This window comes from Streptomyces sp. NPDC088915, from assembly GCF_044749825.1.
Lineage (GTDB): Bacteria > Actinomycetota > Actinomycetes > Streptomycetales > Streptomycetaceae > Streptomyces.
This window is the reverse complement of the sequence record NZ_JBIVIR010000005.1, coordinates 345,394-363,269: the sequence shown is the minus strand read 5'-3', so window position 1 is coordinate 363,269 and position 17,876 is coordinate 345,394. Positions and strand designations below refer to the sequence as shown.

General features: G+C 74.9%; 16 protein-coding genes. 10 read left to right on the top strand and 6 right to left on the bottom strand.

All coding sequences use genetic code 11. The annotated features are described in order from the left end of the window. Window positions 1–125 precede the first annotated feature (125 nt). Window positions 126–797: a TetR/AcrR family transcriptional regulator gene (locus tag ACIP5O_RS12125; protein ID WP_401291775.1), complete on the top strand. Its 672-nt coding sequence runs from the start codon at window positions 126–128 to the stop codon at window positions 795–797. On the opposite strand, the gene ACIP5O_RS12120 is transcribed toward ACIP5O_RS12125, so the two are convergent. Continuing rightward, on the bottom strand, window positions 785–2,311 hold the full coding sequence (locus ACIP5O_RS12120) for an LVIVD repeat-containing protein (RefSeq protein WP_401291772.1): 1,527 nt from the start codon (window positions 2,309–2,311) through the stop codon (window positions 785–787). The genes ACIP5O_RS12125 and ACIP5O_RS12120 overlap by 13 nt on opposite strands. 175 nt (window positions 2,312–2,486) lie before the next feature. Between ACIP5O_RS12120 and ACIP5O_RS12115 the strand changes: the two genes are divergently transcribed. After that, window positions 2,487–3,134, top strand: a complete 648-nt coding sequence (locus ACIP5O_RS12115) for a DUF305 domain-containing protein (RefSeq protein ID WP_401291966.1) — start codon at window positions 2,487–2,489, stop codon at window positions 3,132–3,134. Between the two features lie 26 nt (window positions 3,135–3,160). Here the strand turns inward: ACIP5O_RS12115 and ACIP5O_RS12110 are convergent, their stop codons facing one another. Beyond that, window positions 3,161–3,529, bottom strand: coding sequence for an ArsR/SmtB family transcription factor (locus ACIP5O_RS12110; protein WP_401291769.1), 369 nt, complete (start codon window positions 3,527–3,529; stop codon window positions 3,161–3,163). 136 nt (window positions 3,530–3,665) lie between these two features. On the opposite strand from ACIP5O_RS12110, the gene ACIP5O_RS12105 reads away from it, so the two are divergent. Both ACIP5O_RS12105 and ACIP5O_RS12100 read left to right on the top strand, forming a co-directional pair. After that, the gene (locus tag ACIP5O_RS12105) at window positions 3,666–4,748 is read left to right on the top strand and encodes an NADH:flavin oxidoreductase/NADH oxidase (RefSeq protein ID WP_401291766.1); all 1,083 of its coding nucleotides are present in this window, start codon (window positions 3,666–3,668) and stop codon (window positions 4,746–4,748) included. A gap of 101 nt (window positions 4,749–4,849) precedes the next feature. Beyond that, the gene (locus tag ACIP5O_RS12100) at window positions 4,850–5,932 is read left to right on the top strand and encodes a WD40/YVTN/BNR-like repeat-containing protein (RefSeq protein ID WP_401291764.1); all 1,083 of its coding nucleotides are present in this window, start codon (window positions 4,850–4,852) and stop codon (window positions 5,930–5,932) included. A 22-nt stretch (window positions 5,933–5,954) separates the two neighbouring features. On the opposite strand, the gene ACIP5O_RS12095 is transcribed toward ACIP5O_RS12100, so the two are convergent. Next, window positions 5,955–6,632 carry a uracil-DNA glycosylase gene (locus tag ACIP5O_RS12095; RefSeq protein WP_401291761.1) on the bottom strand — a complete coding sequence of 226 codons (678 nt, stop codon included), beginning with the start codon at window positions 6,630–6,632 and terminating at the stop codon, window positions 5,955–5,957. A gap of 116 nt (window positions 6,633–6,748) precedes the next feature. Here ACIP5O_RS12095 and ACIP5O_RS12090 point away from each other — a divergent pair, with 116 nt between their 5' ends. Next, window positions 6,749–7,762 carry an N-acetylglucosamine kinase gene (locus tag ACIP5O_RS12090; RefSeq protein ID WP_401291758.1) on the top strand — a complete coding sequence of 338 codons (1,014 nt, stop codon included), beginning with the start codon at window positions 6,749–6,751 and terminating at the stop codon, window positions 7,760–7,762. 176 nt (window positions 7,763–7,938) lie between these two features. Next, on the top strand, window positions 7,939–8,862 hold the full coding sequence (locus tag ACIP5O_RS12085; RefSeq protein ID WP_401291755.1) for a sirohydrochlorin chelatase: 924 nt from the start codon (window positions 7,939–7,941) through the stop codon (window positions 8,860–8,862). Window positions 8,863–8,953: 91 nt separating this feature from the next. Here ACIP5O_RS12085 and ACIP5O_RS12080 read toward each other — a convergent pair whose 3' ends face one another. Together ACIP5O_RS12080 and ACIP5O_RS12075 are read right to left on the bottom strand one after the other, a co-directional pair. Continuing rightward, the gene (locus ACIP5O_RS12080) at window positions 8,954–10,018 is read right to left on the bottom strand and encodes a lactonase family protein (protein WP_401291753.1); all 1,065 of its coding nucleotides are present in this window, start codon (window positions 10,016–10,018) and stop codon (window positions 8,954–8,956) included. 124 nt (window positions 10,019–10,142) lie between these two features. Continuing rightward, entirely contained in the window at window positions 10,143–11,645 is a 1,503-nt protein-coding gene (locus ACIP5O_RS12075) for an FUSC family protein (protein WP_401291964.1), read from the bottom strand. 421 nt (window positions 11,646–12,066) lie between these two features. Here ACIP5O_RS12075 and ACIP5O_RS12070 point away from each other — a divergent pair, with 421 nt between their 5' ends. The 3 genes from ACIP5O_RS12070 (at window position 12,067) to ACIP5O_RS12060 (ending at window position 13,464) form a co-directional block, all read left to right on the top strand. Beyond that, a complete protein-coding gene (locus ACIP5O_RS12070) occupies window positions 12,067–12,438 on the top strand; it encodes a hypothetical protein (RefSeq protein WP_401291750.1) in 372 nt (123 codons plus the stop codon). Window positions 12,439–12,506: 68 nt separating this feature from the next. After that, window positions 12,507–12,986 (top strand): Lrp/AsnC family transcriptional regulator, encoded by a 480-nt coding sequence (locus ACIP5O_RS12065; protein WP_401291748.1) that lies wholly within the window; start codon window positions 12,507–12,509, stop codon window positions 12,984–12,986. An 82-nt stretch (window positions 12,987–13,068) separates the two neighbouring features. Continuing rightward, window positions 13,069–13,464, top strand: a complete 396-nt coding sequence (locus ACIP5O_RS12060) for a molybdopterin-binding protein (RefSeq protein ID WP_401291745.1) — start codon at window positions 13,069–13,071, stop codon at window positions 13,462–13,464. Window positions 13,465–13,515: 51 nt separating this feature from the next. On the opposite strand, the gene ACIP5O_RS12055 is transcribed toward ACIP5O_RS12060, so the two are convergent. Next, complete coding sequence (locus ACIP5O_RS12055) at window positions 13,516–15,510, bottom strand: SpoIIE family protein phosphatase (protein WP_401291742.1); 1,995 nt, start codon at window positions 15,508–15,510, stop codon at window positions 13,516–13,518. A gap of 453 nt (window positions 15,511–15,963) precedes the next feature. Here ACIP5O_RS12055 and ACIP5O_RS12050 point away from each other — a divergent pair, with 453 nt between their 5' ends. Continuing rightward, window positions 15,964–17,694, top strand: a complete 1,731-nt coding sequence (locus ACIP5O_RS12050; protein WP_401291961.1) for a protein kinase — start codon at window positions 15,964–15,966, stop codon at window positions 17,692–17,694. Window positions 17,695–17,876 lie beyond the last annotated feature (182 nt).

The window sequence follows — 17,876 nt, the reverse complement described above, 5'->3', positions numbered from 1 at the left end:
GCCTGTTCTGGACGATCCCCCGTGTCGCCCAGAACAGACGGCGTCCCCGGCGGTCCGCCACGGGGGCAGGCCGACGGGATGCGCCGAGTATATTGGCCGGCAGCCAGTCAACGCAGGAGTCCAGCATGTCCCCGCGTAGCCCATCGGTCAATGAAGAGCTCCGGCGCCGGTCGCGGGAGCGCATTCTGCAGGCCACCGTGGAGCTCGTCGGCACCAAGGGCTACGAGTCGACCACGCTCGGCGACATCGCGGAGCGGGCGGGCACGGCGCGGGGACTGATCTCGTACTACTTCCCGGGCAAGCGGCAGCTGCTCCAGTCGGCGGTGCACCGCCTGATGCACCTCACGCTGGAGGCGGCGCTGGAGCGCGAGCCGCGCACGGAGGACGGCCGGGAGCGGCTGGCCCGCGCGATCGACGCGATCCTGGGGCTCGCGGTGGAGCGCCCGACCCTGATGCGGACCCACATGGCGGGCATCCTGCAGGCCGAGGGCTTCGTGCGGTGCGAGGAGCAGCAGCGCCTCGCCTTCCTGCTGCGCGACACGGTCGAGCGGTACGGCTCCGAGGACGTGGACACGGACTATCCGCTGCTGCGGGCCCTGCTGATGGGCGCGGTGGTGGCGGTGCTGCTGCCGGGGGCCCCGATGCCGTGGACGCGGCTGCGGTCGGAGCTGTTCACGCGGTACGGCCTCGACTGGGAGCGGGGCGCGCCGCCGGACGGGGGTCCGCCCGACGGCGCGCCGTCGCTCAGGTCACCGACGGGCCGCGAGGTGCGCGGCGGGCCGGATCAGTCGAAGTAGTACGGCTGCGTCTGGACGTTGAGCTCGTCCAGGCGGACCCGCTTCGCGGGGTCGGTGCGGCGGTCGGAGATCTTGAGGACGTCGAAGCCCTTGGCGATGTCGTTCGAGTAGATGTGGCCGTTGTAGTAGTACGCGGACCACGAGCCGCCGACCGACAGGGTGGTGTCGGAGAGCGGGCCGCGCTCGAAGTAGGCGATCTCCTTCGGCTCGGCCGAGTTCGTGAAGTCCCAGACGGAGACGCCGCCCTGGTACCAGGCCTGGACCATGAGGTCCTTGCCCTCGACCGGGATCAGGGAGCCGTTGTGGGCGACGCAGTTCTCGGTGGCGGCCTGGTGGCGCGGGATCTTGAAGTAGCTGCGGAAGACGAGCTTGCGCTTCTTGCCCTTGCCGACGATGTCGTAGATGCCGTCGGCGCCCCGGTTCGGGCCGACCTCGGCGTTGCAGGTGGCCGCGCCGCCGCCGCCGAGCTCGTCGGTGAAGACGACCTTGTCGGCGTCCTGGTTGAAGGTCGCGGAGTGCCAGAACGCGAAGTTGACGTTGTCCTGGACGCGGTCGATCACCCGCGGGTGCTCGGGGTCCGAGATGTCGAAGAGGATGCCGTCGCCCATGCAGGCGCCGGCCGCGAGGTCCTCCTCGGGCAGCACGGTGATGTCGTGGCAGCCGGTGGTCTTGGAGACGCCCGGGTTGGTGGGGGCGCCGGGGTTGCCGCCGCCGTCCGGGCCCTCGCCCGGGAAGAGGACGGGGAAGCCGACGAGCTTCGCCTTCTGGGGCGCCTTGCGGGGCACCTTGATGACCGAGATGCCGTCGTGCGGGCGCCGGCAGTCGGGGAAGGAGTCGCTGGGGCCGTACGACGAGACGTAGATGTACACGTCCTTGCGCTGCGGCACGATCGTGTGGGTGTGGGAGCCGCAGGCGGTCTCGACGGAGGCGACGTACTTCGGGTTCCCGATGTCGCTGATGTCGAAGATCTTCATGCCCTCCCAGGACTCCTTGACCGTGGCGGGCTGCGTGGTGCTCGCGCAGGAGTCGTCGCTCCGGGAGGAGTCGGTGGAGAGGAAGAGCAGGTCCCCGGAGACCGAGATGTCGTTCTGGGAGCCGGGGCAGAGGACCTGGGCGACGGTCTTCGGGGACTTCGGCCTGCTGATGTCGAAGATCCGGAAGCCGTCGTAGTTGCCGGCGAAGGCGTACTCGCCCTGGAAGGCGAGGTCCGTGTTGAGGCCCGGCAGGGCGTCCTTGGGGATGTTCGCGAGGTGCTCGATGTTCCGGGTGTGGACGATCTCGTCCACGCCGGGTATCTCGCCGCTCCGGATCGCGGAGCGCGCGTCGGCGGCCCGTTCCGAGGAGACCGCGGTCCGCGCGGGGGCGTCTCCCGGGTCGGGGGTGGCGGCCACGGGCCCGGCGGCGAGCAGTGTGGCCAGCAGTCCGGCCGCGGCGGATGCCACGCCCAGGCGTCTGGTCCGTCGACGCGGGTCGCGCGCGGCGGTCGTGGTACGCGGGGTACGCAACGAAGTCACTCCGTCCTCCCTGGTGTCCGTTCAGTCGTGAACGGGTGTTGGACCCCGGCAGTATCTTCCTTGCCGTGCACATCTCAACAGATGGCAACACAGACGTAATGAAGGATTCCGATCGGTCCCCCGGAGAAAAGTGCTAGGAACGGACTCGGTCCCGCAGGAACACCTGGAGGTCGCGTTGTTGATCCGCCGTCAGCGTGCCGTCGCCGTCGCGGCCCTGTCCGTCGCCGCCGTACTCGCCCTGGGCGCCTGCGACTCGGGGCCGGAGGAGGACGCGCCGCGGGCCGCCCCGACCGGGGGGACGGTGATCGCGCCGGGGAAGCCGGGCGAACCGGCCCGGCGGGTGTCCCCCGAGGAGGCCGCCCGGCTGCTGCCCGACGAGAGCCCGAACGGCGCGGACTTCCGGTACGTCCAGATGATGATCGCGCACCACCGCCAGGCCCTGACGATGACGGAACTGGTGCCGGGGCGGGCGGGGTCCGACGGGGTCAGGAAGGTCGCCGAACGCATCTCGGCCGCGCAGAAGCCGGAGATCGGCGCGATGGAGGGGTGGCTGGAGAACAACGGCGGGCCGCGCGAGCAAGGGGCGCACGACCACCACGCGATGCCGGGGATGGCGACGGAGGCCCGGCTGGCCGAGTTGCGGAAGGCCCGGGGGAAGGCCTTCGACGAGCTCTTCCTGAAGCTCATGATCACGCACCACCAGGGGGCCGTGACGATGGCGGCGGAGCTGCTGGGCGCGGGCAACAACGGCCTCGTGGAGGAGATGGCGAACGACGTGATCGCCCAGCAGACGTCGGAGATCAACCGGATGCGCGCGCTGTAGGGACGGGCGCTTCCCGGCGGCGGCCGTCAGGCCGTCGCCCCCTCGCCCCCGCCTCCGTCGCGGCCGGCCTGGGCCTCCGCCGCCGCGAGGACGGTGTCGAGGAGGCCGGGGAAGAGGGCGTCGAGGTCCTCCCTGCGCAGGGCGTTGAGCTTCGCCGTCCCCCGGTACACCTGCCGGACGACCCCGCTCTCGCGCAGCACCCGGAAGTGGTGCGTCGTCGTGGACTTGGTCACCGGCAGGTCGAAGTACGAGCAGCTCAGCTCGGTGTCCTCACGCGCCATGTCCCGCACGATCCGCAGGCGCACGGCGTCCGCGAACGCGTGCAGCACGTCTTCGAGGCGGATCTGGTCGCGCGCGGGGTGTTCGAGGACGCGCGAGCTGGTGGTGGTCGTCATGGCGGCGGCTCCACTTCTCCGGGAAGGATCCATTGTACGAGGAACCTCGTAGTTTGACAGTCGCCGTAGTACGGTGAGTATCGTACGAGCATCTTCGCGGCATCCCGAAACCGAGCCACCCGAAACGGAGTCCGTCATGAGCGTCGCCCTGTTCGAGCCCTTCACCCTGCGGTCCCTGACCTTCCCCAACCGGGTCTGGATGGCGCCCATGTGCCAGTACTCGGCGGAGACGACCGGACCGGAGGCGGGCGTCGCCCGCGACTGGCACTTCGCCCACTACGCCGCCCGCGCCACCGGCGGCGCCGGACTGATCCTGGTCGAGGCGACCGCCGTGGCCCCCGAGGGCCGCATCAGCCCGGCGGACCTCGGCCTCTGGAACGACGCCCAGACCGAGGGGCTGCGGCGGATCGCCGGCTTCCTCAAGGAGCACGGCACCGTGCCCGGCATCCAGATCGGCCACGCCGGCCGCAAGGCCTCGACCAACCGTCCCTGGGAGGGCCGCGGGCCCGTCGCGCCCGGCGGCGACGGCTGGCAGCCCTCCGGCCCCAGCCCGGTCCCGTTCGCCGAGGACCACCCGGTGCCGACCGAGCTGACCGGGGAGCGGATCCGGGAGATCACCGGGCAGTTCGCGGACGCGGCCCGCCGCGCCCTGGCGGCCGGGTTCGAGGTCGTCGAGGTGCACGGCGCCCACGGCTACCTCATCGGCGAGTTCCTCTCCCCGCACAGCAACCACCGCACGGACGCGTACGGCGGCTCCTTCGAGAACCGGACCCGCTTCGCCCTGGAGGTCGTCGACGCGGTGCGGGCCGTGTGGCCCGAGGACCTGCCCGTCTTCTTCCGGATCTCGGCCACCGACTGGCTGGAGGAACAGGGCTGGACGGCCGACGAGACCGTGCGGTTCGCCGCGCTGCTGCGCGAGCACGGCGTGGACCTCCTCGACGTCTCCAGCGGCGGCAACGGCGGGCCGGCCCGGATCCCGGTCGGCCCCGGCTACCAGGTGCCCTTCGCCGCCCGCGTCAAGGCCGAGACCGGGCTGCCCGTGGCCGCCGTCGGCCTCATCACCGAGAGCGGACAGGCCGAGAAGATCGTCGCCAACGGCGAGGCCGACGCGGTCCTCCTGGGCCGCGAGCTGCTGCGCGACGCCTCCTGGCCCCGCCGCGCCGCCCGTGAGCTGGGCGGGGAGACCCACGCGCCGTCGCAGTACGCCTGGGCGATCTGACGGGGTCCCCCGGAGGCCCGGGGGCGCGTCCCGGAGGCGTTGTCAGTGAGCGGGTGCAGACTGGCCGTATCCGTGACAAAGGCGTCCTGGAGGTGGCAGCCATGCCCGACGTACTCCTCACCGTGGGAACCCGCAAGGGCCTCTTCATCGGCCGAAGGCACGACGGACGATGGGAGTTCGGGGAACCGGCGTTCCCCGCGCAGGCGGTGTACTCGGTCGCCGTCGACACCCGGGGGCCGACCCCGCGGCTGCTCGTCGGCGGGGACAGCGCCCACTGGGGGCCGTCCGTCTTCCACTCCGACGACCTCGGCCGGAGCTGGACGGAGCCGGCCCGGCCGGCCGTGCGGTTCCCCGAGGACACCGGCGCCTCCCTGGAGCGCGTCTGGCAGCTGCACCCGGCGCCGGAGCACTCCCCCGGCGTGGTGTACGCGGGGACGGAGCCGGCCGCGCTCTTCCGGTCGGCGGACGGCGGCGAGTCCTTCGAGCTGGTCCGCCCGCTATGGGAGCACCCGACCCGGTCGCAGTGGGTGCCCGGCGGGGGCGGCGAGGCCGTGCACACCGTGGTCACCGACCCCCGCGACCCCGACGCGCTCACGGTCGCGGTGTCGACCGCCGGGGTCTTCCGGTCGAGAGACGGCGGGGCCGCGTGGGAGCCCTCCAACGAGGGCGTGTCCGCGGTGTTCCTGCCCGACCCGCACCCCGAGTTCGGGCAGTGCGTCCACAAGATCGCCCAGGACGCGGGCGATCCGGACCGGCTCTACCTCCAGAACCACTGGGGGGTCTTCCGCAGCGACGACGCGGGCGCCGTCTGGTCCGACATCGGCGCGGGGCTCCCCTCCGACTTCGGGTTCGCGGTCGCCGCGCACCCCCACCGCCCCGGCACCGCCTACCTCTTCCCCATCACGGCGGACTCCGACCGGGTGCCCGCGGGCCGCCGGTGCCGGGTCTACCGCACGACCGACGCCGGGGACACGTGGGAGCCGCTGTCGGCCGGGCTGCCCGGGGGCGACCACTACGGCACGGTGCTGCGGGACGCGCTGTGCACGGACGACGCGGACCCGGCCGGCGTCTACTTCGGCAACCGGAACGGCGAGGTGTACGCGAGCGCCGACGACGGGGACACCTGGCACCTCCTCGCCGAGCACCTGCCGGACGTGCTGTGCGTGCGGGCGGCGGTGGTCTGAGGGGCGTCGCCCGCACCCCGGGTCAGGGCAGGCGCCAGTCCACCGGCTGCGCGCCCAGGCCGAGCAGGAGTTCGTTGGCGCGGCTGAAGGGCCGGGAGCCGAAGAAGCCCCGGTCCGCCGACATCGGGGAGGGGTGCGCGGACTCGACCGCCGGGAGGCCGTTCAGGAACGGGCGGGTGTTGCGGGCGTCGCGGCCCCACAGGATCGACACCAGGGGCTTGCCCCGGGCCGCGAGGGCGCGGATCGCCTGCTCGGTGACCTCCTCCCAGCCCTTGTCCCGGTGGGCGCCCGGCTTGCGCGGGGCGGTGGTCAGCGCCCTGTTGAGGAGCAGGACGCCCTGGCGGGTCCAGGGGGTCAGGTCGCCGTTGGACGGCCGGGGCAGGCCCAGGTCGGTGTGCAGCTCCCGGAAGATGTTCTCCAGGCTGCCGGGCAGGGAACGGACCTCGGGCGCGACCGCGAAGCTCAGCCCGATCGCCATCCCCGGCGTGGGGTAGGGGTCCTGACCCACGATCAGGACCCGTACGTCGTCGAAGGGCTGTTGGAAGGCCCGCAGGACGTTCGGCCCGGAGGGCAGATAGGTCCGGCCCGCGGCGAGCTCCGCCCGCAGGAAGTCGCCCATGGCCGCCACACGTCCCGCGACGGGGCTCAGGGCCTCCGCCCAGCCGGACTCCACCAGTTCACTCAAAGGTCGCGCTGTCACGGTCCGTCACTCTACCGGCCTACAGTGACAACGGGCCGGGACGCCCGCCGGGCCCCGGGCCCGCTCCACTCCGCCCACTCCGCCCACTCTCGCGAGGACGGTGCACCTTGGCTTCCGTGAACGAACCCTCCGACGGCCCGAACGGTACGGGCGGCCCGGCCGGTCTGGTCGTCGGCGTCGACTCCGGCGGTTCGGGGCTGCGGATCGCCCTGGCCGACGCCGCGACCGGCACGGTCCTCGACGGCCGCGCCTCGCGCGAGCCGGTGCGGACCGGGCCGGGCGGGATCTCCGCCGCCCACTTCCTGGAGCAGGTCCTGCCGGCCGTCCGCGCCCTGACGGAGCCCTTCGGCGGGCGTCCGGTGCTCGCCGCGGCCGTGGGCGCCGCCGGCATGGCGACCCTCGGGGACGAGCTGCGGGCCGGGCTGCCGGGCGCGCTGGCGGCGGCGTGGGGGGTGCGCCGGCTCGCGCTCGCGGCCGACGCGGTCACCGCGTACGCGGGGGCGCTCGGGCAGCGGCCGGGCGCGGTCGTCGCGGGCGGCACGGGGATGATCGGGCTCGGCACGGACCTGGCGACCTGGCGGCGGGCCGACGGCTGGGGGCACCTCCTGGGCGACTGCGGCAGCGGCGCCTGGATCGGCCGGGCGGGCCTGGAGGCGGCCATGCGCGCGTACGACGGGCGGCGCGGCGGTTCGGCGGCGCTCCTGGACCGGGCCGAGAAGCTGTTCGGACCGATGGCGGGCCTTCCGGGCGTGCTCTATCCGCGGACGGACCGGCCCGCGGTGCTCGCCTCCTTCGCGCCCGAGGTGGGGCACTGCGCCCCGGAGGACCCGGTGGCGGTGGACATCCTCGCGCGGGCCGGTACGCACATCGCGGAGGCGGCCGGGGCCGCGTGCCCGGCGGGGGCCGGGGCCGTGGTGGCCCTGACCGGGGGCCTGTTCCGGATGGGCGACCCGCTGCTCGTACCCGTGCGGGCGGCGCTCGGGGAGCTGCTCCCGCACGCCCGGACGGTGGAGGCCGCGGGGGATCCGCTGGCCGGGGCGGTCTCCCTCGCCTCGGCGCTCGCCACCGGGACGCTGCGGTTGCCGGAGGACCCTTCCCTGCTCCGGCTGTTCGGCGAGGGGGGTTCGTAGCGGGGCGTCCGCCCAGGTGGGGGCCGGTGCGGCGGGCCGGGGGACGACCGGACGCGGGCGGAGGCCGGCCGGAAAGGCACGGCAGTGGCGCAGGGGACTGGACATACGGGGACAGAAGGCGCGTGACCGCACCTCAGCGAACGGTGGCGGGGGCGAAACCAGTAGCATGCGGCGCCATGAGCTCCCCCACTGGGCCTGCTTCCGGCCTGCCTGTACGAATGCCTCGACCCCGCCAGTCCGGGCGGCACCGTCGCCCCGAACCCGCGGCGGCGCCCGAGGGCGCTCCCGCACTGGTTCTCGCCGTGCCCGGCGTGCCGTCCGCCGCCATACGCTCGCTGGCCGAAGAGGTCGTGAGCATCGCCCGTTCCGAGCTGCCCGGCCTGGAGGCCGTGATCGGGTTCCTGGAGGGCGACGACGTCGAGTTCCCGTCCCTGGCGAACGTGCTGACGGCCGTCGAGGCACTGCGCACCCAGCGGTACGAGCTGGCCGTGGCCGCCGGCCGCGAGGTCGCCGCCCCGACGGGCCCGGCCTCGGTCGTCGTCCCGCTGCTCGCCGGTCCGGACAGCGCCCAGACGCGCCGGGTCCGCCAGGCCGTGATGGACGGCGGCAACACCGCCGAGCTGACCGACGTCCTCGGTCCGCACCCGCTGCTCGCCGAGGCGCTGCACGTGCGCCTGTCGGAGGCGGGCCTGGCCCGCGCCGACCGCGCCCGCCTGTTCACGGTCACGACGGCCGCCGACGGCATCATCCTGGCCACGGTCGGCGGCGAGGAGGCCGTGCAGGCCGCCGGGATCACCGGCATGCTGCTCGCCGCGCGCCTCGCCGTGCCGGTGATCGCCGCCGCGCTCGACCAGGAGGGCTCGATCGCCTCCGTCGCCGAGCAGCTGCGCGCCGCGGGCTCGGAGCAGCTGGCCCTCGCGCCGTACCTGATCGGTCCCGAGCTGGCCGAGGGGCTCCTCGACGAGGCCTCGAAGGAGGCCGGGTGCGCCGCCGCCGAGCCGCTGGGCGCCTACCCGGCGATCGGCAAGCTGGTCCTCTCGCAGTACTCGGCCGCGCTCGGCATCCCGCCGCAGCAGCCGCAGGGCGCGCCCGCGCTCTGAGGGCCGCGACGCCGTTCGCCGCTCCCACGGAAGGGCCCGCACCGGACGGTGCGGGCCCTTCGGCGTGCCCGGGGGCAAGGAGGCGCGGGAATCAGCCCAGGACGACGCAGGAGGCCGCCGGGGCCTCGATCGCGCCCGCGCGGGACGGGACGCCGGTCTCGGGGTCGAGGGAGAACCAGGTGACGTCGCCGGAGCGCTCGTTCGCCGCGTACAGGTGCCGTCCCGAGGGGGCGAGGGCCAGGTCCCGGGGCCAGGTGCCGCCGCAGGGCACGGTGGCGGTCAGCTCGGCCTTCGACCCGTCCGGGTCGAGGGCGAGGACGGCGAGGGTGTCGTCGCCGCGGACGGCGGCCCAGAGGAAGCGGCCGTCGGGGGCGACGACCACCTCGGAGGGGTGGCTGGGGCCGGGGGCGCCCTCGGGGACCACGCGGGTCTCGCCGAGCGGTTCGAGGGTGCCGGTCTCCGCGTCCCAGCGGCAGACGGTGAGGACGGGCTCCAGCTCGTGCAGGACGTACGCGTGCGTGCCGGCCGGGTGGAAGGCGAGGTGGCGCGGTCCCGTGCCGGGGCGCAGCGCGGTCTCGGCGTGGAAGGAGGGCTCCTCGGTCGCGGGGTCGAGGGCGTGGATCCACACGGAGTCGGTGCCGAGGTCCACGCTCAGGACCCAGCGGCCGCTGGGGTCGGGGAGCACCTGGTGGGCGTGCGGGCCGCTCTGGCGGTCCGCGACGGGCCCGCTCCCCTCGTGGCGCAGGACCGCCGTGGCGGGGCGGACGGTGCCGTCGACGGCGAGGGGCAGGACGGTGACGCCGCCGGAGGTGTAGTTGGCGGTCAGGACGTGTCCCCCGGCCAGGGAGAGGTGGGTGGGGCCGGAGCCGTCGACGGGGACGGGCGCGCCGAGCGGCCGGGGCGCGGGCCCGGTGACGTCGAAGGCGGCCACGGCGCCCGCGTCGGTCTCGGACACGGCGTACAGCAGGGGTCCCGCGAGGGCGAGGAAGGACGGGTCGGCGACGGCGTCGCTCGCGCCGGTGACGGTCAGCGCGCCCGTCCCGGCGTCCACGTCGGCGGCGAGGACCCCGCGTCCGCCCGCCGAGGTGAAGGAGCCGATCCAGGCCCGTACCGCGCCCTCGTGCTCCCCGTTCCGGACCGTTCCTGCGTCGCCCACGGCGTCTCCCCTGTCCCGGCGCCGGCTTCGTCCGGCCGGCCGTCCCGCGGCCGACGGTAGCAGGGGTCTAGACCAAGGGGCCGGAACCGGGGACCGGTTCCGGCCCCTTGTACGGGCGGGCGGCTCAGGCGGCCGGGACCAGGGGCGCGCGCGGGGAGGTGCGCAGGGGCGCCGCGAGGTCGACGAGCGCCTGCTCCAGGCCGTGCAGATGGCCGAGGGCGGCCTCGGCTCCGGGGTGGTGGTGCGGCACCCCGGCCGCCTCGTCGACCGAGGACCGTACGGGCCGCGCCGGGGGTACGAGGGCGTGGACGGCGGCCTCGACGCGCCAGGCGGCGGCCGCGAGCCGGGCGTCGTGCGAGGCGTCCGGGTCGGCGGCGACGACGGCGAGGCCCCTGATCTCGCGGGCGCAGTCGTCCAGGAGGGCGAGCACCCGGCGGGCGCGGGCCTTGCGGGCGCGCAGCGGGCTCAGCGGGTGCACGAGCGGCGCGAGGGAGAGCCGGACCCGGCCGAGCAGGAGTTCCAGCTCGGCGGCGTGCGGCGCCGGGTCGGCGTCCGGGTCGCCGGCGAGCCGGCGGGCGGCGGCCGTGGTGCAGGTGTGCACGCAGGTCACGGCGCGCTCGATCCAGGCGTTGGTGGCGGCGTGCGTGGTCACGGGCAGCAGGGCCACGCCGATCGCGGCACCGATCGCGCCGACGGCGGTCTCCTGGAAGCGCAGGAGCAGCAGCCCGGGGTGCAGGACGCCGAGCAGCCCGTAGAGGAGACCGGCCATGACGGTCACGAAGAACATCATCCAGCTGTACGAGAGCGGGGCGGTGTAGAAGATCCCGAAGACGCACACGGCGACGAGGAGGGCGGTCGGGGCGGGCGCACCGCCCAGGGGGACGGCGATCAGGAGCCCGGCGGCGATGCCGGTGACGGTGCCGAGGACCCGGCGGAAGCCCCGGACGAGGGTCTCGCCGCGCGAGGCGGTGTTGACGAAGATCCACCAGGCGGTGCCGACGGCCCAGTACCACCGCTCGTGGGAGATCAGCTGGCCGGCGGCGAGGGCGACGGCGCAGGCGGCGGCGGCCTGGAAGGCCTGGCGGGTGGTGGGACGGGCGAGGCCGGCGCCCGGCAGCGGGGCGGGCGCGGCGGGCGGCGGGACGCGCCGCTCGACGCACCAGGCGCCGAAGCGGACGGCGCCGGAGGCGAGCAGGGCGAGGGCCACGGCCGCGTACAGCTCCGGCAGCTGCGCGGGGAGCGCGTGCAGGAACTGCGTCACGAAGAACTGCATGAAGGCGAAGATGCCGAGGGCGTGTCCGCGCGGTCCCCAGCGGCGGGCGTAGACCCCGGCGAAGACGACGAGGAGCCAGGCGGCGTCGCGCAGGAGGGGGAGGCCGTGGAGGAGGGTCGCCAGGGCGAGGACGGGGAAGCCGGCGGCGGGCAGCAGGGCGGTGGTGACGGCCTGGCGGCGCACGGTCGGGTCGCCCACGGTGAAGAGGGCGAGCAGCGCGGCGAGGCCGGCCGTGATGGAGGCGGTGAGGGAGAACCCCGCGAGCTCGGCGAGCGCGACCGCGAGGCCGATGCCGAGGACCGCCCGCAGGGAGACGCGCAGTCGGACGAGGCCCGGATCCGGGGCCACGAACATCTTCTTCACGGCTAGGGCCGCCCCCTTGTCTTGCCTTCCGCCGGCCGCGCGGCGTCCCGGGGTGGTGGGGTCGCACGGACACGACGAAGGCGCCGCGGTCCGGACCGGCCTCGTCGCCGCCCCGGCGCTGCGCGGCGCCGAAAGTACGTGGATACGACACAGGAAAACATCGAAGGCCCCATTGGCTCAACTCATCGCCGTTATGCTGATCCATTGGCCCGGTGAACGGAGCGCTCGATGTTCCACTGGTGGGCCAACGGACCACCTTCGCCGGATCGGCGCCGTCGCGACGGGCAGCGGCGGCGGTCCGGATCGCGGAAGGAGTCGCTCCAGACCTCGACGGCTCGTCCAGCTCCCGCCTATCCTCGCTTCTTACTTACCCGTCAGTAACGGCTCCGCACCGTCGCCTCGGAGGACCCCCATGCCCCGGCCCGCACATTCCGCCCTCGCTCTCGCCGGCCTGCTGGCCGCCGCGGGCGCAACCCACTTCCTCGCCCCGAAGCCGTTCGACTCGATCGTGCCGCGCGCCCTGCCGGGCAGCCCGAGGACCTGGACGCGGGTCAGCGGGGTCGCCGAGCTGGCGCTCGCCGCCGGTCTCGCGGTGCCGGGGACGCGCCGGGCGAGCGCCCGCGCGAGCGCCCTCTTCTTCGCGGCCGTCTTCCCGGCCAACGTGAAGATGGCGTACGACTGGCGCCACCGCCCGGCGGCGGCCAAGGCCGTCGCCTACGGCCGCCTCCCCCTCCAGCTCCCCCTGGTCCTCTGGGCCAGGCACGCGGCCCGCGCCGAGGACTGAGCGGCGCGGAGGCCCGGGGAGCGTAGAGTCGCCCCCGGGCAGGCGGGACCGAAGGAGGCCGGCGAGGCATGGCGGTGGACGAGCTCGACACCCGGATCCTGCGGCTGCTGATCGAGCAGCCGAGGACGAGCGTGCGCGAGTACGCGCGGATCCTGGGCGTGGCGCGGGGCACCGTACAGGCCCGGATCGACCGGCTCGAACGGGACGGGGTGATCACCGCGACCGGGCCGGTCCTCTCCCCCGCCGCCCTCGGCCACCCGGTGCTCGCCTTCGTGCACGTGGAGGTGACCCAGGGGCACCTGGACGAGGTCGGGGACGCCCTCGCGTCCGTGCCGGAGATCGTGGAGGCCTTCTCCATCACCGGGGGCGGCGACCTGCTGACCCGGGTGGTGGCGCGGGACGCCGGGCACCTGGAGGACGTCATCCAGCGCCTCATCCGACTGCCCGGGGTGGTCCGCACCCGGACCGAGATCGCGCTGCGCGAGCGGGTGCCCCACCGGCTGCTGCCCCTGGTCGAGGCGATCGGGCGGGGGCCGGGGGCTCCCTGACCCCCATTCCGGGTCGCACATGCGGCTGAATTACTCGCATATGCGTTGCATATGCGGCAACAGGCTGCCTAATCTTACCCTCATGCAGTCCTACACCATCGGGCAGGCGGCACGTCTGCTGGGCGTCAGCCCCGACACCGCACGCCGCTGGGCAGACGCGGGCCGGGTCACCACCCACCGCGACGAGAACGGCCGGCGGCTCATCGACGGCCGCGACCTCGCCGCCTTCTCCGTCGAGGTCGGGCAGGGCGCCGCCGGGGAGGGCGAGGAGGCGTACACCTCGGCGCGCAACGCGTTCCCCGGGATCGTGACCGCCGTCAAGCTCGGGGACGTCGCGGCCCAGGTCGAGATCCAGGCCGGTCCGCACCGGCTCGTCTCGCTCCTCACCCGGGAGGCCGTGGAGGAGCTGGGCCTCGAGGTCGGCATGCGGGCCACCGCGCGCGTGAAGTCGACCAGCGTGCACATCGACGTGACCTGACCCGGCCTTACGCGACCCGACCCGACCGCGTACGGGCCGGGAACGGGCGGCTCAGCGGAGGCTCCGGGCGACCAGGACCGCCACGTCGTCCTGGGCCGACCCCCCGAGGAGCCGCACGAGGACCTCGTCGCACAGCACGTCCAGGGGCCGGTCGAGGGGCCGGAGCGCCCGGGCGAGCTGGCCCATGCCCTGGTCGAGGTCCCGGTCGCGGGCCTCGACGAGACCGTCCGTGTAGAGGACGAGGAGCCCGCCCCGGGGCAGGACGACCTCCTCCGTGCCGAAGTCGTGGGCGCCCGTGCCCAGCGGGGTGCCCGGCGGCCCTTCGAGGAAGCCGACCGCCCCGTCCGGGGTGGCGACGGCCGGCGGCGGATGCCCCGCGCGGGCGATCGTCCAGCGGCCGGTGGCCGGGTCGTGGACCGCGTACACGCAGGTCGCCATCTCGTCCTCGCCCAGGTCGGCCACGACCGCGTCGAGGGAGCTGAGCATCCGGGCCGGCGGGATGTCGTGACGGGCCAGGGTCCGCACGGCGGTGCGCAACTGGCCCATGACGGCCGCCGCGTGGATGCCGTGGCCCATGACGTCGCCGATGACGAGCCCGGTCCTGCCGCCCGGCAGGGCGATGGCGTCGTACCAGTCGCCGCCGACGTCATGGGCGCTCGCGGGCAGGTAGCGGCCGGTGAGTTCGAGGCCGGCGACGGTGGGGAGCGCGTTGTTGACGAGGGAGCGCCGGAGGGTGAGGGCGGCCTCCCGCTGGGTGGTGTAGAGGCGGGCGTTGTCGATGTTGAGGGCGGCGCGGGCCACGACCTCGTCGATGAGGACCCGGTCCTGGGCGTCGAAGGGCTCGCGGTCGCGCAGCCGGGTCACCGTGATCGTGCCGAGGACCTTGCCCCGGGCCACGAGGGGGACGAGCCGCGCCGAGCCGATGCGGGCGGCGAAGTAGGTGCGCAGCGGCTCGGCGCGCGGGCCGCCGAAGAGGGCCGGGAGGTCGGACGCGTAGAGGTTGGTGGGCCGCCCCTGGGCGACGGCCCGCTCGTACGCGGAGTCGAGCGGGATCTGGAAGGTCTGCCCCGGTACGAGCTGGGCCGTGGGGGCGGTCGGTTCGGGGAAGCGGGCCGCGAGCCGCCGCAGGACGCCCCGGGTGGAGGCGGCCGACTCGTCCGGCGCGAGGACCGACTCCAGCATCTGCACGTCGGCGGAGTCGGCGAGCTGGGGGACGAGGAAGCGGACGGCCTCCTCGGCCGTCCGCGCGAGGTCCAGGGTGGTGCCGATCCTGGTGCCGGCCTCCGCGAGCAGGGCGAAGCGGTGCCGGGCCCGCTCGACCTCGCCGTGCGCCTCCTGGCTCTCGGTGATGTCGACGAGGGAGGCGATGAGCCCGAGCGGCCGGCGGTCGCCTCGGTCGAGGAGCGGGGCGTAGGAGCAGGACCAGACGCGGTCGCGGCCGGGGTCGGCGGGGGTGCGGCCGACCCGGCGGGCGTCGACGACGGCGGTGCCGCTGTGGAGGACCCGGCGCATGAGGGCTTCGAGCGAGTCGGCGTTGACGTCCGGCACGACCTCGGCGAGGTGGCGGCCGACGTGCTCGGCGGCCGGGACGCCGTTCATCAGGGCCAGGGCGTCGTTGACGCGCAGGAAGCGCAGGTCGGGGCCGAGGAGTGCCAGGCCGATGGGCGACTGGGTGAAGAGGCTCTCCATCGCCGCCAGGTTCTCGCGCATCCGCAGGACCTCGGAGGTCTCCACGGCGATGAGCATCGCCCCCGTCCGCCCCTCCGGATCGGCGGCCGGCACGATCCACATCTCCATGGCGACCGTGTGGCCGTCGCGGTGGCGGACGGGCAGCGTGCCCATGATGGTCTCGCCCGCCTGGACGCGGACGGTGAGCCGGTCGGCGAGCTCCCGGTTGGCGTCGGGGACGAGGAGCGGGGTGGCGAGCCGTCCGAGCACGTGCTCGGGGCGGTGGCCGAGGAGGTCCTGGGCGGCGAGGGACCATTCGACGATGCGGCCGTCGGCGTCCTCCCTCCAGAGGGCGATCGGCAGCAGCTCGCGGAGCACGCCGGCGTCCCCCACGGCCGCCCGGGGCGGCTGCGGAACCCTGCTCGACGACTGGTGAGTCTCCAACGCATCGCCCCACGCCTCGGCCGGCCCCAAGGGGCGCGATTCCTACCGAATCACCCTATCCGAGACACCGTCGGCGGGCGCTGCGCGTGCGGCCGTTCGGTGTTCCCGGGCGTGCGGGGGCGGAAGGTGACAGTACGGGCCGGTAACGGCGAAGATCTGGGCGGACGCCCGGGCGGACCCGTACGGGACGTGGACCCGTACGGCCGGCTCGGCCCCGTACGGGGCGCGGGCGGGTGGACGTGGACGTGTACGGCGAAGGGGACGGCGGGCCGGCCGGGGGCCGGTACCGCTCAGAGGACCGGGGAACGACCCGAGTACAGGGGTGCGCGCGTGAGCAGAGTGATCGACGGCCGTTTCGAGCTGGTGGAGCGGCTGGGCGGGGGCGGCATGGGGACGGTGTGGCGCGCCCGCGACCTGGCCCTCCACCGGGACGTGGCGCTCAAGGAGGTGCGCCCGCCGGACCCCGCGATGGCCGAGTACGACACCGAGGGCGCGCGGACCCTGCGCGAGCGGGTGCTGCGGGAGGCCCGCGCCCTGGCCCGGATCGACCACCCCGGCGTGGTGACGATCCACCACATCGTGGACGCGGGCGAGGGCACGTATCCGTGGCTCGTGATGGAGCTGGTCACCGGCGGCTCGCTCCAGGACCGGCTCGACCGGGGCACGCTGGCCCCCGCCGAGGCCGCCGCGCTCGGCCGCGAGCTGCTCTCGGCGCTGCGCGCCGCCCACGGCCTGGGCATCGAGCACCGCGACGTGAAGCCCGCCAACGTCCTGCTGCGGCCCGACGGGCGGCCGGTCCTCACCGACTTCGGCATCGCGGCGATCCAGGAGTCCACTTCCCTGACCGCCTCCGGCTCGATCATCGGCTCGCCGGACTACATGGCGCCCGAGCGGATCCGGGGCGGCGCGAGCGGCCCGGCGGCCGACCTGTGGTCGCTGGCCATGCTGCTGTACGTGGCGGTGGAGGGCCGCCACCCGCTGCGCAGGGAGAACACCCTGGCGACCCTCGCGGCGGTCATCTCCGACGACGTGCCGCCCCCGGTCCGGGCCGGCGCGCTGACCGGCGTGCTGACCCGGCTCCTCGTACGGGACCCGGCGGCGCGCCCGGACGCGGAGGAGGTGGACCGGGCGCTGGCGGCCGTCACGACGGGGGCGCCGGGGGACGGCGGGGCGGTACGGGACCGGGTGCCGGGCTTCGGGGCGCCGGGGTCGGGGGCGCCCGGCTTCGGAGCACCGGGCGCCGGGGGGCCGGGTTTCGGAGCGCCGGGCGCCGGAATGTCCGGTCACGGAGGCCCCGGAGTCGGTCCCGAGGGGGCGACCTCGTTCCACCTCGCACCACCGGCGGCGGGTCCGACGGGGGTCCCGGGGGCAGGCGCCCCGGCGGGCTTCCCCGGCGCGTCCCCCGCGACCGCCCCGGTGGCGGCGGGCGCTCCCGGGCGGCGGCGCGGGCGCCGGATCGTCGTGGCGGCCGCTGCGGTGGCGGTCCTGGCGGTGGGGATACCCGTCGCCGTCGTGAACTGGGACCGGGGAGCACACGAGCCGAGTGACGGGCCGACCGTCGCCGCCCCCTCGCAGCAGGGTCCGGGCTCCCAGCGGCCCGTGGGGTCGGCGGCGCCCACGACGGCACCCGCGCAGGAGCCCACGGCGGAGGAGACCGCCGGGAAGCTCGACCTGCTGACGCCCGCCGGGGTCAGGGCCGCCGTCGCCGCCGTCGAGGAGGCCTCGGGCGGCGCCAAGGTCAGCAGGTTCGTCGTGTACCCGGAGTACGCGATCGCCGAGGCGATGGTCAAGGGCAGCACGAAGCGCTACGACCAGTACATGTACCGGGGCGGGGACGTGGCCGTCCGGCAGGGTCCCGGCGGCACCGTCTTCCCCGGCTCGGTCCCGGTGGACCTGGACACCTTCGCGTGGGACGCCCTGCCGACGCTCCTGAAGCGCGCCGAGAGGGAGCTGGGGGTGAAGGATCCGACCAGCCGCTACCTGGTCGTCAGCCCGGCCTCGACGCTGACGAACACCGACGCCGGGATGAGCGTCTACCTGTCCGACGCGTACGGGTCGGCCTATCTGGCGGCCGACGCGAAGGGGCGGGTGACCGCCACCTACCCCCTCGAGGACTGACGGCCGCCGCCACCGATCCGGCACCGGACTTCGCCGCGGCGGGCGTCTTCCGGTCGTTCGGGGCGTGCTGACGACGTCCGGAGAGGGCCGGCGGGGGATGCGGATAAGGTGGCGGTCGGGCCCGGATCCGGGCCCGGAACCATTGTCTTCTGCGAGGAATTGAGGTAGCCGGACCATGGCCG

Excerpts from the sequence above, each read along its gene's own strand:
- ACIP5O_RS12110 (WP_401291769.1), bottom strand. The coding sequence starts at position 3,529 with ATGACGACCACCACCAGCTCGCGCGTCCTCGAACACCCCGCGCGCGAC.
- ACIP5O_RS12070 (WP_401291750.1), top strand. The coding sequence starts at position 12,067 with ATGCCCCGGCCCGCACATTCCGCCCTCGCTCTCGCCGGCCTGCTGGCC.
- ACIP5O_RS12100 (WP_401291764.1), top strand. The coding sequence starts at position 4,850 with ATGCCCGACGTACTCCTCACCGTGGGAACCCGCAAGGGCCTCTTCATC.
- ACIP5O_RS12065 (WP_401291748.1), top strand. The coding sequence starts at position 12,507 with ATGGCGGTGGACGAGCTCGACACCCGGATCCTGCGGCTGCTGATCGAG.
- ACIP5O_RS12085 (WP_401291755.1), top strand. The coding sequence starts at position 7,939 with ATGAGCTCCCCCACTGGGCCTGCTTCCGGCCTGCCTGTACGAATGCCT.
- ACIP5O_RS12105 (WP_401291766.1), top strand. The coding sequence starts at position 3,666 with ATGAGCGTCGCCCTGTTCGAGCCCTTCACCCTGCGGTCCCTGACCTTC.
- ACIP5O_RS12060 (WP_401291745.1), top strand. The coding sequence starts at position 13,069 with ATGCAGTCCTACACCATCGGGCAGGCGGCACGTCTGCTGGGCGTCAGC.
- ACIP5O_RS12075 (WP_401291964.1), bottom strand. The coding sequence starts at position 11,645 with ATGTTCGTGGCCCCGGATCCGGGCCTCGTCCGACTGCGCGTCTCCCTG.
- ACIP5O_RS12050 (WP_401291961.1), top strand. The coding sequence starts at position 15,964 with ATGGGGACGGTGTGGCGCGCCCGCGACCTGGCCCTCCACCGGGACGTG.
- ACIP5O_RS12125 (WP_401291775.1), top strand. The coding sequence starts at position 126 with ATGTCCCCGCGTAGCCCATCGGTCAATGAAGAGCTCCGGCGCCGGTCG.